Annotated in this window: 8 protein-coding genes; 4 read left to right on the top strand and 4 right to left on the bottom strand. The window is 44.5% G+C overall.

The window, feature by feature from the left end:
• Positions 1-163 precede the first annotated feature (163 nt).
• Entirely contained in the window at positions 164-1,357 is a 1,194-nt protein-coding gene (locus QUA16_RS24210) for an NAD(P)/FAD-dependent oxidoreductase (RefSeq protein ID WP_333103177.1), read from the bottom strand.
• A 733-nt stretch (positions 1,358-2,090) separates the two neighbouring features.
• Here QUA16_RS24210 and QUA16_RS24205 point away from each other — a divergent pair.
• Positions 2,091-5,171: a PAS domain S-box protein gene (locus tag QUA16_RS24205; protein ID WP_333103175.1), complete on the top strand. Its 3,081-nt coding sequence runs from the start codon at positions 2,091-2,093 to the stop codon at positions 5,169-5,171.
• A 154-nt stretch (positions 5,172-5,325) separates the two neighbouring features.
• A complete protein-coding gene (locus QUA16_RS24200; protein ID WP_333103173.1) occupies positions 5,326-5,751 on the top strand; it encodes a DCC1-like thiol-disulfide oxidoreductase family protein in 426 nt (141 codons plus the stop codon).
• 41 nt (positions 5,752-5,792) lie between these two features.
• On the opposite strand, the gene QUA16_RS24195 is transcribed toward QUA16_RS24200, so the two are convergent.
• The 3 genes from QUA16_RS24195 to QUA16_RS24185 form a co-directional block, all read right to left on the bottom strand.
• Positions 5,793-6,218: a hypothetical protein gene (locus QUA16_RS24195; protein ID WP_333103171.1), complete on the bottom strand. Its 426-nt coding sequence runs from the start codon at positions 6,216-6,218 to the stop codon at positions 5,793-5,795.
• Between the two features lie 228 nt (positions 6,219-6,446).
• Positions 6,447-11,960 carry a trifunctional serine/threonine-protein kinase/ATP-binding protein/sensor histidine kinase gene (locus QUA16_RS24190; RefSeq protein ID WP_445252194.1) on the bottom strand — a complete coding sequence of 1,838 codons (5,514 nt, stop codon included), beginning with the start codon at positions 11,958-11,960 and terminating at the stop codon, positions 6,447-6,449.
• 442 nt (positions 11,961-12,402) lie between these two features.
• Entirely contained in the window at positions 12,403-14,787 is a 2,385-nt protein-coding gene (locus QUA16_RS24185; RefSeq protein WP_333103165.1) for a GAF domain-containing protein, read from the bottom strand.
• 626 nt (positions 14,788-15,413) lie between these two features.
• On the opposite strand from QUA16_RS24185, the gene QUA16_RS24180 reads away from it, so the two are divergent.
• Positions 15,414-16,196, top strand: a complete 783-nt coding sequence (locus tag QUA16_RS24180; RefSeq protein WP_333103163.1) for a calcium-binding protein — start codon at positions 15,414-15,416, stop codon at positions 16,194-16,196.
• 282 nt (positions 16,197-16,478) lie between these two features.
• A partial coding sequence (locus QUA16_RS24175; protein ID WP_333181381.1) for a transposase family protein occupies positions 16,479-16,675 on the top strand: 197 nt, incomplete at its 3' end.

Below are 16,675 nucleotides of genomic sequence, written 5' to 3'. Positions count from 1 at the left end.
CCATTCCACAAGAATATTGAATTTTTTGGGAACGGGCAAGATGCCCATTCCACAAGAATATTGAATTTTTTGGGAACGGGCAAGATGCCCATTCCACAAGAATATTGAATTTTTTGGGAACAGGCCGGAAAGCCTGTTGCCGATCTATTTGAAGAAGCATCGATTAGCTTTTAAGCAACTCCTGAATCGGCCTGCTAATCCAATTGAAACCCACTTTTAGTTGATGATCAAATGTTGGCATCCGATAGAGATAGGCTAGGCGGCGAGCAATGTGGGCTAGTTGTCCGTCGAGTTTAATTCCTAAACCGGCTAGGGTGGCGTTGTCAATTCCTAATGTCATCATTTCTCCTAGTGGCTGATAGCGGAAAGGAAGTAAGGGGCGGCCGGTGAGGGATGCCCAAATGTTCCAGGCGGTGTAGTCAGCTTGCTGGAATGCTGTTTGGGCTGTTCCGGGGACTTTTTGATTAGTTGCATCGTGACATTCTGCTATGTCTCCCAAGGCAAATATATCTGGATGGTCGATAATTTGCAGTTGTGAATTGACTATTAATTGACCGCGGCGGTTTTGTTTGAGGGGTAGCGATCGCACTGCTTGACTAACTTGAGTTCCTACTGTCCACAGCACTATGTCTACGGGGAGAACATCTAATTGTCCTTTGTAAAGTAAGGATATTGTGTCCGCTTCGATCGCCTCTACTTCTGTTTCTAAGTCGATCCACACTTTCCGTTTTTCTAAAGCTTGGCTGGCGGCTTCGCGGTTAAACTCCGGTGATGTCCGCAAAATCATATCGCTTTGCTCGACTAACCGCACGCGACCTTTTTCTCCGAGTCGATCGGCTAATTTACAAGCTAATTCTACTCCCGAATAACCGGCCCCGACGATCGCAACCCGAATTTTGTCCTTGTTGCTGGCTTCTAAAAACCGCAATCTTTCTTCTAAGCGGTAGGCGTCGTCGAGAGTGCGAAATGAGTAAGCGTATTCAACGGCACCTTTGACCATATCTAGGGGGGTTTTGCCGCCTAAAGCCAAAACCAGGCGATCGCACGGAATTTCTGGGCCGTCGTGCAACTTCACTCGTTTTTCCTCCACATCGATGCCGGAGACAGTACCTTGACAAAAGCGCACACCTGTGCTTTCCAAGAGTTCGGCAAACGGCGGGGCAATTTCCCAGGTTTGGAGTTCGCCGGTCAGGAGTTCGTACAGCAGGGGAACGAACAAAAATCGATCGCGACGGTCAACTAGGACTATTTCGGGTTTTTCGGTTTTGGAGAAGGGTAACTGACTCAAGCGCAGGGCTGTGTAGAGTCCGCCGAAGCCTCCGCCGAGAATGCAAATCCGGGGTTGTTGTTGAGTCATCAGAACTATGGGTTTGAAACCCCGTCCTTTTAGGACGGCTTTACATTGAATTGAATCCCCTCGCGGGGTGGAGGGGTATGGTTGCCCCAAGGCGTGAGGTATGGTTGCCTCAATCTCTTTTCGGAGTAAAGTTAGCTTGTCGGTCAAAGTTTTAAGAGCTTGTTAGGTTGAAAGCACTGTTCCTGTTACCTTAGAACTGTTTAACTCTCAACGACAGAGCAAAGGACTAGCTACGCATCCCAGGGTGTCATGACTCGAAAAACGTAGTCAGTTAAGACTGAGGCCCGTCAGAACGGCTTGTTAGATTTCTCCTTCAAGCCTCATGCCTAAAGGCTGAGGTTCCTGACGGTGTTTTGTTTGAGGGGCGATCAGTAACAAGGCCACTTATCTTATTGTAACGAGAGTGAGGGAGTGGGGGATTGGCAGAGGGAGAGATGGGGAGAGAGGGGGAGTGGGAAAACGAGAAAGGGGAAAATCTTCCCTGTTTCCCTCGAGCCTCAACATACATACGTTAAATGCGTTCAATCCGTTAGACAATGCGTTTCCGAACTGTTTTCTATATCTATAGCCTTGATTAGCTTTACCTATTACCCGCCCTCAAATTTTCTGAATGTTCGCAGAACTAATTTTGTACTATATTAGTTTATAACGAATTAATTCGCACATTAAATTCACTTTTTATAGGGTCATCTACTCGACTACTTGCCCCTGCACTCACAAATGAAAAAAAACCATGCAAACTTCTTCCAATTCTTCTACATTTAAGAACGGCGATCGCAATAACGAAGACGGCTCATCTTTGTTAAAAAGCGAAGAACGATATAAAAATTTAGTAGCTAATATTCCCGGTGCTGTCTACCGCTGTACCTGCGAGTATACGGACGCCGGGGAATTAACACGGACAATGGCGTTTTTGAGCGAGGCTGTTCAAGAAATATCAGGCTATCCCTCTTCTGATTTTATCAACGATCGCGTCCGTTCTTTTGCCAGCATTATCCATCCTCAAGACTGCAAAAATGTGGATGGTGTTGTCAAAAAAAGTGTAGAAACCCAAGCTCCGTACATCCTTGAATACCGCATTGTCCGGGCTGACGGCGAAATTAGCTGGGTTTACGAAAAAGGCAAAGCTGTTTGCGTCGAGGCGGAAGAGGATAGAGGAAGACAAGAGGGACAAGGGGAAATTGAGGGCTTTTTGTCTGCTGTGGTTTCGCCGATTTCGCCAATTTCACCGATCGCAAATTCTCTGTGTCGGGTTGTCTATCTCGACGGAGTAATTTTGGATATTACTGAACGAAAGCGAGCTGAGGAAAACCTGCGAAACACTCAAGATTTTCTCAATGCGGTACTGCAAAATCTGCCGAGTAGTGTCTTTATTAAAGATGCTGTAGAGCAAAGATTTATTTATTGGAATACTGCTAGCGAAGAATTGTTTGGCTATTCCAGGGATGAAGTGATCTTAAACAATGCTGCTGATTTGTTCGAGTCAGATCATGCCAATTACTTGCAAGCACAAGATTTAGAAGTGTTGGCAACGAGAAAAGGTATCGATTTGCCCGAAGAAACTATCGAACTTCCGCGCGGGGGAAAGCGGATTGTGCACACGAAAAAAGTTCCTTTGTTTGACGAGTCTGGCGCGCCTAAGTACATTCTGGGTATTGCTGAAGATATTACGGAAAGCAAAAAAACTGAAACAGAATTGTCGCGTTTGGCCATTGTGGCTCAAAAAACGCAAAATGGTGTGATTATTACTGATGCTCAAGGCTGCATTGAATGGGTGAATGAAGGATTTACTCGGATTAGCGGTTACGTGCTGGCCGAAATGCAGGGCAAAAAACCGGGTGATGTACTGCAAGGCGCTCAAACAGACCCGCTAACTATTGCTCAACTACGATCGGCTTTGGCTGCAGGCGTGCCGTTTAATCAGGAAATCTACAATTACAACAAGGATGGAAAGGGTTATTGGGTGGCGCTTTCGATCGCCCCAATTTATCAAGAAAATGGGGAACTCGAAGGTTTTATTGCGGTGCAAACTGATATTACCGCTCGCAAGCAAGCAGAGGCAACAGTCAGGGAGAGGGAGAATTATTACCGCTGCATTGTCGAGACGGCTTCGGAGGGCGTTTGGATGTTTGACAGCGAAAGTACCACGACTTTTGCTAACTCTCGGATGGCCGAAATGCTGGGGTATACTGTGGAGGAAATGCTGGGGCGATCGCTATTTGAGTTTATCGACTGCGAGTCTAGGAAAATAGCAGAAAGTTACGTCCAGCGTCGGCGGCAAGGCATTCGCGAACGCCACGATTTTAAGTTTACTCGGAAAGACGGATCTCACTTGTGGGCGATCGTGTCCGCGACGCCGATGTTCGACGGTGAGGGCAATTTTTCCGGGGTGTTGCGGATGATTACCGATATTAGCGATCGCAAACAAGCAGAAGCAGAATTGCGCCAAACTCTCCAAGAGTTGGAATTTGAAAAATTTGCTTTGGATCAATCGGCAATTGTCTCGAATACCGACGAATTCGGAGCCATTACCTATGTCAACGAGCAATTTTGCGAACTCTTTAAATACTCCCGAGAAGAACTGCTCGGCAAAACCCACAGACTTGTCAATTCTGGCTATCACTCAGCCGATTTTTTCAAGCAGCTTTGGTCAACCATCCGCCAGGGAAAGGTTTGGCGGGGAGAAATGAAAAATCAAGCTAAAGACGGCACATTATTCTGGTTGGATACTACGATTGTACCTTTCTTAAATCCCAGCGGAGAACCCCATCAATATGTAGCAATTCGCAAAGATATTACCGATCGCAAACACGCAGAAGAAGCGGTGCGGCTTTCCGAAAGTCAATTGAGGACTAAAAATGAAGAACTGGCAAAAGCCCTGCGGGACGTGCATAAAACTCAAAGCATGATGGTTCAAAATGAAAAAATGGTAAGTTTGGGTCAATTAGTCGCTGGGGTTGCTCACGAAATCAACAATCCAGTTAGCTTTATTTACGGCAACGTCATGCACGCTGACGATTACTTTCAAGACTTGCTAAAAATTCTGCAACTTTACCAGCAGGAATACCCGCACCCAACACCGATTATTCAACAAGAGATAAATGATATCGATTTGACTTTTCTGCTCAGAGATTTGCCGAAGCTGTTAAATTCGATGAAAATGGGAGCAGAGCGAATTCGCCAAATTGTGCTGTCACTGAAAAATTTTTCGCGATTAGATGAAGCCGAACAAAAGCAGGTGGATATTCACGAAGGGATTGAAAGCACTTTGTTGATTTTGCAGCACAGGTTGAAAGAAACGGCAGGGCATCCTAAAATTGTGCTGATCAAAGAATTCGGGAATTTGCCCCGCGTACAGTGTTATGCAGGACAGTTGAATCAGGTATTTATGAATATTATCGGCAATGCAATTGATGCTTTGGAAGAGGCAATGGAGACTGGACAGTGGGCGGAGGGGGAACAGGCGCTTATTCCTTATTGTCCTTCGCCGACGCTGCGGATTTGTACGGATGTAAAATATGAACAGGATGCTTTGATCCAAGCAGATTCTGCTGTTTATGATAATTCAATTCGACATCCTTCTCATATTGTGATTCGGATTGCTGACAACGGGCCGGGGATTCCGATAGATGTTCACGAAAGGCTGTTCGATCCGTTTTTTACTACGAAAGAACCTGGTAAAGGTACTGGTTTGGGGCTGTCTATCAGCTATCAAATTGTGGTGGAAAAACACGGCGGGCTGCTTAAGTGCGATTCTGCACCGGGTCAAGGCACGGAATTTGCGATCGAGATTCCTGTGGGGAATAGTCAGTAGTCAGTAGTCAGTTGTCAGTTGTCAGTTGTCAGTAGTCAGTAGTCAGTAGTCAGTAGTCAGTAGTCATTAGTTAACAGTCAACAGTCAACAGTCAACAGTCAACAGTCAACAGTCAACAGTCAACAGTCAACAGTCAACAGTCAACAGTCAACTAATGAAATATAGCGTAATTTACGACGGCAATTGCAATCTCTGCGTTACCTTGGTGCAGTTACTAGAAAACTTAGACCAAGGCAAGAATTTTGAGTATATTTCCATGCAAGATTTAGAGCAATTAAATCGCTTTGGGATTACGTCTGAAGACTGCGAAATGGGCATGATTTTGATAGATGGCAACACCCCGGAACGGCGCTGGCAGGGCAGCGATGCGGCGGAGGAAATCGGGCGAATACTTCCTGCTGGCGAGGTGTTTGTGGCTGCTTACCGCGCCATGCCGGGGATGAAGTGGATGGGCGATCGCGTGTACGAACAAGTCCGCGATAACCGCTATACTTTGTTTGGCAAGCGATCGACTACTTACAAATCTGTTTATCCAGTTGGCTGTAGGTCGATCGACAATTGCGATAATAGCAAGGAATAAAGTCTTTACTACAAACAGGAGATCCGTGAAAACTGAAGTCCTCAAAAAGATTGATTAAACAAACCGAATATCTCACGGCAAAAGTCTTTGAGTTTTTGGGCAGACTCCGCAGCGGGTTCGGTTGCACCGACAAAACCCCAATTGTCAACGGTAGAAAAGCGCCACTGCTGACCAGTATGATCGTAACCGGCTGCCTCAACCCCGATCGCCCGCCGATATCCTTCCACCGGATCTTGGTAAAATCGGATTTGAATCAAGATGCTGCGGCTTTGCAGCAAGCGGCTTCTACCGGGGAAATGGAAGCCAATGTCGATCGAATCTGGATCTACCAGTTCTCTGGTATCCTGGTCATTCATCCAAGGTTTTAAATCGACTTTTGTATCCGGGAATTCCGACTTGAATAAATTAACAACCGCAGCAATTTTGCTGGCAACTTCTATATTTTTGGCTTGTTCGGCAGCGTTCACTCGAAAAACTCCTATCAAATATAGTTATTACATTTAGCTAATAATGTAACTGCATACTGCCGAATGTAGACTGTGAACAGCGGACTTTTTCCGAAATAATTAGGCATTGACAAATTTTCATATATGTGCTGTGCCGTTTTTAGCCGAGTCTCGATCCCCCTAAATCGCCCTTAAAAAGGGGAGTAGGGGGGATCTGCGGGTTTTAAAACACGCCATAGTTCCATAATCTTAATTCAGGGGAAGGGCGATCGCAAATTCCGAACCTTCTCCCAGCACCGATTCACAAGTTAGTTTACCGCCGTGGGTTTCTTCCACAATTTGCTTGCTGATAGACAACCCCAAACCCGTACCTTTCCCTACTCCTTTAGTAGTAAATAAATGGTCAAATATTTTCGACTTGAGTTCCGATGACATCCCTTGACCGTTATCTTTGATTTTAATCACCACGCTGTTGCTATCCTCGGAGACTTGAGTGATAATGGCGATCGTATTCGGTAAAGCTTCAATTTCAGCATAAGTGCGACCCTGATTGAATTCGTCAAAACACTCGATCGCATTTGCCAGCAAATTCATAAATACCTGATTCAGTTGCCCAAAATAACATTTAACTGGCGGGATATCTCCGTATTCTTTGATAATTTTAATCGCGGGGCGAGTATCTTTAGCTTTCAGGCGATACTGTAAAATCATCAAAGTGCTGTCGATGCCCTCATGAATATTTGCTGACACTTTATTCGCACTGTCAGCGCGGGAAAAGGTCCGCAAAGACTTGCTAATATTGCGGATGCGCTCTGTACCTGATTTCATAGATAAAAGCATTTTCGGCAAATCTTCGATCAAATATTCTAAATCAATCTCCGATGCTTTATCCTCTAACTCATCTCCAGGATTAGGAAATTTTTCTTGGTAAAGTTGTAAGCAATCAATCAAATCTAAGCTCGCCTCAGCAGCAGCATCAAGATTGCCCGCAATAAAACCAAGCGGATTGTTAATTTCGTGAGCAACCCCTGCAATCAAGTTGCCGAGAGCAGACATTTTTTCGCTTTGAATGAGTTGCAGTTGCGCCTGTTGCAGTTCATTGAAAGATTTTTCTAACTGTTTAGATTTTTCTTGCTCCCGCGCGTACAAACCAGCATTTTCTACTGCAATAGCAACTTGAGAAATTAACACTTTGAATACTTCTACTCTCTCGGCTGTAAAAGCTCCTACTGTCAAAGCGTTTTCTAAATAAATTATTCCACGCCGCTGAGATTGATAAAGAATTGGCAAACAGAGAATTGATTTTGGTTGATATTTCTGAATGTAGGTATCTACATTAAAAGGTTCGGCGACAGTCGCATTGTCTAAAACCAGATGCTTTTGACTGCGGTGGACGTAATTTATCACAGACAGGGGAACATCTTGACTATTTTCTACTGTAATAGAGGGTAAAAGTGTTACTTTATCCTCCGCAAAACAGCCAGTAGCTTCTATGCAGAGAATATCGTTTTTCAGCAGCAGCAGCACTACTTTTTGAGCTGCCGCATTTTCTAAAATAATTTTGATTAATTTGGTCAACAATTTTTCTAGAACTATTTCACCGTTAATGGCTTGCGCCGACTTAATAAAAGTAGCTAAGTCTAATAAATCGCCTAAACTACTACTGGTAGTATTTCCCGTGGCAGTGCGGGTGACATCGAGGGTTGGGGTTTGAATTGTGCGCGTCTGTGCTGCTAAGAAAGGATGTGTTGATTCTAAGTGTTTAACTTTAGCTATTGCTCCCCAATGGATATATCCATAATAGGCTTTAGTCAGATATGCTTGAGAAACTATCTCTTTACCCAAAGCTTGATAAAATTCTCCTGCTAATTCACAGGCTAATGCTTCCTCTTGAATGTAACCGTTTTTGGCGGCTCCATCAATTGCGCGATCGTACAATTCCATTGCTTCGGTATTTTGTCCCAAAACTCGCGCTGTTTCCGCTGCTACCAAGTCGTATTTGTGTTGATAATTCATCGGAGCATGAACTGCCCATTTTTTCATCTTCTTTTGGTTTTGCAGCACTTTTTCCAAATATTCCTTTTGTTCCCCTTTGCCAGTTGCTGGATACAAAGCGAGGATACTGAGAGAGGAGTAAAAATTATTCAGAGCAACCACATCAAATCCGGCTACAGACTCCTCATGTTTCTCAAATAACCTGGAATTTTCTAATGCTTGCGCGTAGTTTCTGAAGATAAAATTAAGCTGAGTTTTGGCATGATAAACCAAACCGACTAAAAAAAAGTTTTTACATTCTATTAAAAGGGGGAGCGTTTTAACTTCATTAAATCTCTCACCGACTAAATGACAGGGTTCGACAGCTTGACCGCGCAAATTGAGGGCTGTCTGCCTGCCTATACTTATATACTGTACAGCCATTTCTAGTTGAGATTGCTGCATTAGTTTCATATATTTACCAGTCTCCTGATCCACCAAATCTAGAGGCTCTCCTATCGACAGTTTGTTTAAGCAATATGCACCTATAGCATAACCAGCAAATTCCAACTCTCCAGTTTCCATCCCAGTTTTAAAACCTTCTTTGAGATCGTCTAATCCTGACTTGAGATCGGCTTTCCAGTGGTGAATAAAAGAACCAAATGTTGCATAAACTCTACTTTTGATTGAACGGGAGGGAAATTTGTCTAACATCCTAATTGCCAGTTGACCGAATTGGTATGCCAAACTAATGTCCCCTAGCTTGCACATAACTACGCCATAATAAACGTAGGCAATACTTGCATAAGGCGAATTACCGTATTTAATACACAGCTTGACCATCCTAAATGCCAGCAGCGGTATCAGTGGGGGTTTTGCCTGAATAGCACTGCTGAGAATCCCTGATAAAATCCGCATGGCTGCTTGTTTTTCGGGATCAATCATTTCTGGCAAGTTAGCTAAATCCTCAATTCGTTTCAATCCCAAGCTCAGTTTGGTATTACTCAGTCCCGCCATAATATTTAGCGCGTGGGGATTTTGAGGAAAAGAAATGCCTAACAGTTGCAGCACTTCCAGTCCTGTATTTAGTGCTTCTACCACTCTATTTTGAGCGTTATAAGACTGGATTTGAAGTTCATAAACATTCACTTTTTCTAGTAAGGTTTTAGATTTTTGCAGGACAATATCAACCATCTTTTTTGAATCTTCATAGTTGATGTTTAAGTATTCAGCTTCTGCCGTTGACTCGTAAATTGCTAACGTTAAGTCATAGTGGCTTTGCCAAGAATCCGCAGGCAAGAGTTCCATAGCAACCCGCAAATACCTAACAGCAGCTTCATACGCAGCCGCCGCTTTGGCTTTGCGTCCAGCAGTTAAATTTAATTGTGCCAACTGAGTTTTTTCTGACTCTTGGCTAATCGTGTCAACTCCGACATTTAATTGATTGACGATATCAAAGATGTTTTCTTCTAGCTTGTCTGGTGGAGTATTCTGTAACAGTAATTTACCGATTTTTAAATGGGTTAATTGCTTTTGGTCTTCGGGAATCAGCGAATATGCGGCTTGCTGAACGCGATCGTGCAAAAATTTGTAACTAACCCGCGAAGTGTCTAACTTGAGATGGATTGATTCGGCTCGATCAAAAACTAAAGGAATGCGATAAGCATCGCTCAATGGCAGAATTAACCCTGATTGCAAAGCTGAATAAAGTTCCGTTGCTGTAGTATTAGCTGACTTTTCGCTAACAAGTGACAGCACATCTAGAGCAAATTTATCTCCCACGCAAGCTGCTAGCTTCAACGCTTCTTGCGTGGGTGCGGGCAGCTTTTCAATGCGAGAAGCTACCAGTTCCACTACACTTTTATCGGTGATTCCGATGGCTTGGATTTCATCAATACTCCAATACCAGCCCGTTTGACTTACCTCATTTGTAATGTGATTAAATTCAAATTTTAAAAGAGAGTCTTGATAAAGTGCTTGGAGTAATTGAGTCAAGAAAAAAGGATTGCCGCCCGTTTTATTCCAGATTAACTCGGCTAGATTTGTTACTTTTTCTGTACCCGTGTTAAGTGTTTCAGTGACTAATTCCGTCACATTTGCTAAATCCAGCGGTTGCAGCACGATATTGTTGACTCTTGTACCAGTTTTTTCAATTTCTTCTACAGTCTGAATTAAGGGGTGGGTGGGACTAACTTCATTGTCTCGATAGGCACCGATTAGCAACAAATATTCTTGGTCAGGGTCAGTTATCAGTATTTGCATCAACTTTAATGTTGCTGAATCTGCCCACTGCAAATCGTCTAAAAAGATAACTAGGGGGTGTTCTTTTTGGGCGAAAACGCGAATAAATTCTTTGAATACCCGATTGAATCGATTTTGGGATTCTATGGGGGCGAGTTCTGGGACTTCGGGCTGTTTGCCGATGATTAATTCAACTTTGGGAATTACGTCGGCAATTACTTGGCCGTCTGTTCCCACTGCTGTTAAAATTTTAGTGCGCCATATTTCTAATGAAGCTGCATTTTCTGTTAGTAATTGTCGCAGCAATGAGTTAAATGCTTGGATTAATGAGGCATAAGGAATGTTGCGTTTTAGTTGGTCAAATTTGCCGCTGATGAAGTAACCTTTTGACCGGGTAATTGGTTTGCTAACTTCGTTGACTACGGCTGATTTACCGATGCCTGAGTAGCCTGATACTAGCATTAATTCGCTTTGGCAATGGGCGAATTTTTCTGTATTCTGGTTTGGTGGAAAAGATGCGGCAGAAAGGGTTTCTGCATTGGGGCGGGCGGGTTTTTCGGTATTTAGGTTGGGTGGCAGAGATTTGGGTGAACCCGCCCCTACACGTTCAAATGCTGCTAATAGTTCGTTGACTTGTTGTTCTCTACCGTACAATTTTTGGGGGATTAACAATTGGCTGAGAATATCTAAGCGTCCGGGGATGAAGTAGGCAATTTGTCCGGTGGTTTCTAACTGATGCAAAGAAAATTCTAAGTCGGCTAACAATCCGGCCGCACTTTGATATCTATCTTCGGCATTCTTTGCCATTAATTTCATCACTATCTCAGAGATGGCGACAGGTATTTCTGAATTGATGTGATGGGGATATATTGGTTGAACTGCGATGTGGCTATAAACTACTTCTAAGGGGTCGTTGCTGCAGAAAGGCAATTTTCCTGCCAGCATTTCATATAATGTGATACCAAGGGAATAAAAGTCGGTGCGGTAGTCGAGGGTGCGGTTCATTCTCCCGGTTTGTTCGGGTGACATATAGGCTAATGTGCCTTCGACTGAGTTGGGGTTGTTAAATTGCGGATTTTCTTTGGTGAGTTTTGTAGCAATGCCGAAGTCGGTGAGTTTTACTTGTTTTGTTTGCGAGTTAATTATGATGTTGCTGGGTTTGATGTCTTTGTGAATAATGTGCTGAAAATGCAGGTATTGTAAGGCTTTGACTATTTGGATGGCGATGTGTAAATTTGCTTGCAGGCTCAAGGTTTCTCTTTCCAGCAGTTTTGCGAGGGATTCGCCGCCAAAGTCTTCTAAAACGATTCCTAATCGGTGGTCGAATGTTTCGAGACTGATGGCTTTGACGATTTGTTCGCTGTCTAAATTTTGGCGGATTTGATATTCGTGTTTGAGCCTGGTAATGGCTTCGAGGGTGGGATATTCGGCTTTGAGGACTTTCAGAATTGCTGGGGGCGCGTCTGTCGGTGTTTGTCCGCGATAGACTATTGTTTCGACGCCTTCGTGCAGAGTAGAAGTTATTTGGTATTGTGATAAGTTTAACATCATTTAACTTAGAAATTACAGGAGCTAATTCTCATTAGATTAACATTACTTAATCTTGATTTTGTGTGATTGCGATCGTGTATTTGGCGATTTCCAATCACACGGAATATACACTAAGTGAAAATGTGGGCTTGATCGTTGGTGTCGGGAGCATCTCAATGAAAGCCGCCCAGCTATAAATTGGAGTTTTGAGGCAGGAGGCAGGAGGCAGGAGGCAGGAGGAAAGAGGAAGAAGGAAGGAGCAAGAAGAAGTGTTTTTACAAATATGAGATGCTCCCTTGGTGTCAACAAACATCATAAATGTAATATTGGTCTTGTGTGTGAGTCCCGAATGCTTTCGCGGCAACGTTTTTCAGGGGCATGGGAGCGATCGCACTGGGTCTCAAACAGCAGGAGATGGGAGCGATCGCACTGGGCATAAAACAGGCAATTGAATGGCTTCTCAATCGGTAACAACCGTAACTTCACAGATAGTAGAAAGTGATTCCGGTTCAGGCAAAATACGCACGCGGGCGAATTTTAAACCGCTAACTCCTTGTTGTGATTCTACCATGCCAGTCTGAACTTTTGGCTCTACCCAACCTTCGCGAGACAAGTAGCGCAAGTATTGCTCATATTCTTCCCACTCCTCCTCGGTGGAATAAACGACAGTCAACATCCCCGACTGGGTAATCCGCTCTTGTGCATCTTTGTCAACGGCTTTTTCGATCCGCTTTTTGACAAGTTCGTAGCGGATGTCGCGAGTGCCTTTGACATCAAACATTTTTTCGGTGTTTTCGTTGTGAAAAATGTCGATAGTGGTATTCTGAACTAAGACTAAATGTGCGAGTTCCATGTTGATTTGAGACTCGGCTTGCAGGCGAAAAACTGTGCGGCCGCAATCGCAAATAGCTCGTAGTTGTTCGTACCGCAAACTGTGTAGGTGAAACTGGCTAAATTTGGGATCGATGGATTTTCCTACATAAATCATGTGATCCATGCCGTCGGTGCATTCAATGTCGCAGTAGTGGGGCAAAATTTGCTGCATTTTTTCTTGCCAGCGGGCCCAGGTTTCTTGGAGTTTGGTGCTGATTAAGTTCAGCATTTTGTCGTAGCGGTTGCGATCGCTGTAAACGCAGTTGTGTTCATTTTCACAGGCTGCTTGGTAAGCTTCAACGGCTGCTTGAACCTTCGGCCCGCACTGCACAAAATAGTCAAAATATACTTCTAAATGCTCGTTTAAATACTCGGCGGCTCGCACCTCCATATCGACTGTTACTTTTTCTTTTAAATGTTCGATGTAGTCGAGCAAGTCGAGCCGCAGTTGCTCGCCGAGGTGGGTAGTTTGTGTTTGGCAAACGGCATCAGCTATGACTAAACCTAAGCGGAATTGTTCGAGCAAATCAGTTTGAATGGCTCGGTTTCTTTCGTCGCTAGAACCGCGAATGTCCGAAATTCCGTACAGCGGATGAACGTCAGCAAATACGATTGTTTCGGGAGGTAGTCCCCAACTTCGCCTTTCTGCTTCTTGGGCGAACCGCCACTCGACTGCGGGGTGGATGTTGTGAATGTGGGTAAATCGCTCCTGTATGGCTTGCCGCAGGGCTGCAATGAAGGCGGGAATGAGTTCTTGGGCGTGTTTAGCGTCAATGCCGTTGAAGTGGTTGGGCCGATCGCACAACAGCCCCACAACTCCCAAAATCCGCTGCCCGCACCCCTCGCGGGTGACGGATTTGACTACCAGGGGCACCAGCAGCATCGATCGAGTTCCCATTCTCCGCAAAGTTCGATCGCACTCGGTTTCGCACTCCCTACGCAAGTCTGGCACGTTCCAAACTTGATTTGCTGCTGTGGCCTTCAAAAAGTGAGAAGCTTCTAGGGAGTGCATTGAATAAAGAATCGGCTGCAAATGTTGACCGTCTTTTGCAACTAATAGCTGTACCTGATCGTCGTCGGGGCGCAGCAGCAAAGTGCCGTCAGCATTGAAGAGGGATCGCAAACACCGATCGATTCTCTCAAATTTGTCAGCCCGCAGCATCGAATCTCGATCGATCAATAACTGAGTCAGCCGCCGAATTTGCTCCTGCACAGTGACATCAAAACCTTCTAGCAGCAGCAAGCCTTCTACGCGGTAATTATCCAACTGCAATCGATCGGCTAAATTTTCCAATTGATTCGGCTGCATCAGCCAAGCTTCCCGTTCTGCAACAGGCATTAATCTTAAAGAAAAATCCGCAAATTCATCTATTTTTGAGTCAATTCGAGTAATTTTTAACTGTTCCGAACCCAGCCAAAATTCAATAAATCTGGCTTCTCGGTGTTTGGGGTTTTTTACACTTGCCGTGACAGGTTCGTCTAGCACCCGCAAACCGTCAATGTCAATTTGATAATATTGCTTAAATACCCAGTGCAAAAGGTGGCGGCGGTACAATTGTTCTGCTGTTTTGCCGTCCCCATCCTCGAACAGTTGCAGCAGAGTGATGTCGGTTTCGGCAAACAAACCGTTGGTAGATTGAGTTGCCAAGGGCGTTTCCTCCCAACCTGCCAAGCGACAAAATGCCGCGTTAGCGTAACGCAGGGCAAAAGTTCCCGGTTGCATTACTGCGATTAAAACACGGCGATCGCCGAGAAATTGAAACAGTCGCTGTAAATCTTGTTTCCACGTTTTCAACGGTTCAATTTCAGCAGATTGACTGGGTACTTTGCCCGCCAAAGCTTCCAGTAGCTGTTCTATACTTGGTTCGCTGGGCAGATTGTTACTGTCTTGCTTTGTTGGGACGATATCTGTCGCTGGCAGTGATTTTACGGAGTTGTTGTTTTGATGGGCAGACGATTTAGGAGTAGACATGAGTAAAACACCTGAAAGCAGTGGATTTTGCCAAAAAATGTCAGCGATCGGCGATTATGGCTTTGTAAAGAGCTTATATCCTGTTTGTAAAGTTTGTGTATGGGTATCGGAAACTGGGTTTTTTCTCGGAGGATGGGCCCAGGGACTTTTACTTTTATTCACAAACAACCTCTCAGTCTCGACGTTATAGGTGATATTAACCTGTTTACCGCCTGGGGGGTAACACCCATTATAAGCGGTAGACAGTAGCGGATAGTGTAAGCAACCTAATGCTATTTGACTCAGAGGCGAGATATATAGCAGCTTTGGGTTGAATGAGGCGTAGCCCTGGTAATTACCAATTGGTAATTACCAATTGGTAATTAAGCTGTTGTGCATTTAAATTGTATATTTCGAGTCCCGATCAAAAATCGCCAAATCCTCTCCCCCGATCCCCATCGGACCCTCTCCCTCTCTAATACCATAGGCAATCTAGATGCAACACAGCTTACCAATTGGCAAACAGGTTGCTGGTCACTAATTTAGCCAATAAACTTGCAATACAAATTACCATATAACTTGCTATTTGGCAATGCAAGAATTAACATATATAATACAGATAACATGATTTGTGAAAGGACATAGTTATGGCTTTAACGGTTAACAATCTCATCGCGGATTCGACAGGATTTCCTGTATTTGCTGGCGGCGGGCCACGTCTTTTGGGATTCGCTACACCCGATGAGATTAACGTAGGGAATGGAAATTTGGCGTCTTTTCCCTGGGGAGTTTGGGGACTCGACGGCAACGATACTATAGGAGGTTCGTCGGATTCCAACGAACGTCTGTTAGGAAATAACGGCAATGATATTATCGGTGGTGGTGGCGGAAATGACATAATTTACGGCGGGAAAGATAACGATCTCCTGGATGGAAATGATGGCAACGACGTAGTTAGGGGCGACGCCGGAAACGACCTTATCTTCGGAGGGTTCGGGAACGATATCCTGCGGGGAGGGCAAGGAGACGACGATTTAGACGGCAATGAGGGCGACGATTTCATCGCGGGCGATCGGGGAGTGGACGTGCTGACGGGAGGTCTCGGTGGTGACATATTCGTGCTCAGAAGCAACGATGAAGCATTTGGTATAGAGGGAGCAGATGTCGTTACCGATTTTAACTTTGACGAGGGCGATCGCATCGGTTTGACGGACGGTTTAACAGAACAAGACCTTTTCTTTGAAGACGACAATTTGATTGCTTACGATAATGACGGAATTATCAACGACATGGTGATTGAAAACATAACTACCGGGCAGATTGTGGGGATAGTTTTAAACACGGACAGCTTTGAACTTGTCGGTGCATTTGAACAGGCAAGTCCGTTTGCATTGGCCGTTAACGGTTCTCAATTCCAGTTTTTGACTTAATTATTTGTAGGGAATTAGACGGGCAATATCCCCCCTAACCCCCCTTAACAAGGGGGGAACAAGAGCGCTCGAAGTCCCCAATTTCTCCCTTTGCATTGGCCGTTAACGGTTCTCAATTCCAGTTTTTGACTTAATTATTTGTAGGGAATTAGACGGGCAATATCCCCCCTAGCCCCCCTTAAGAAGCAGGGTGGATTAATTGTCCCCAAGTAAATTATAATAGTCGAGCGCGCTCGGATGATCGTCCGAGCGCGCTCGACTATCCTACAGAGTGCATCAACAATGAATTTAATTGAAGCAATTAAATCAGTACCTGACCACCGACATCCGAGGGGAATTAGGCATCCCTTATGGCTGATACTCATGATAATTTTATTGGGCAGTTGTACGGGATATTGGGGATATAAGCCCTTAGCTGAATTTACGAAAAATCATCGCTCAACTCTGATAAAACTCTTTAACCTCCCACCAGATATTCG

Source organism: Microcoleus sp. S13_C3 (assembly GCF_036700905.1).
Lineage (GTDB): Bacteria > Cyanobacteriota > Cyanobacteriia > Cyanobacteriales > Microcoleaceae > Microcoleus.
Note: the sequence above shows the minus strand (reverse complement) of the source record. Positions and strands in the feature narration are given on the sequence as shown.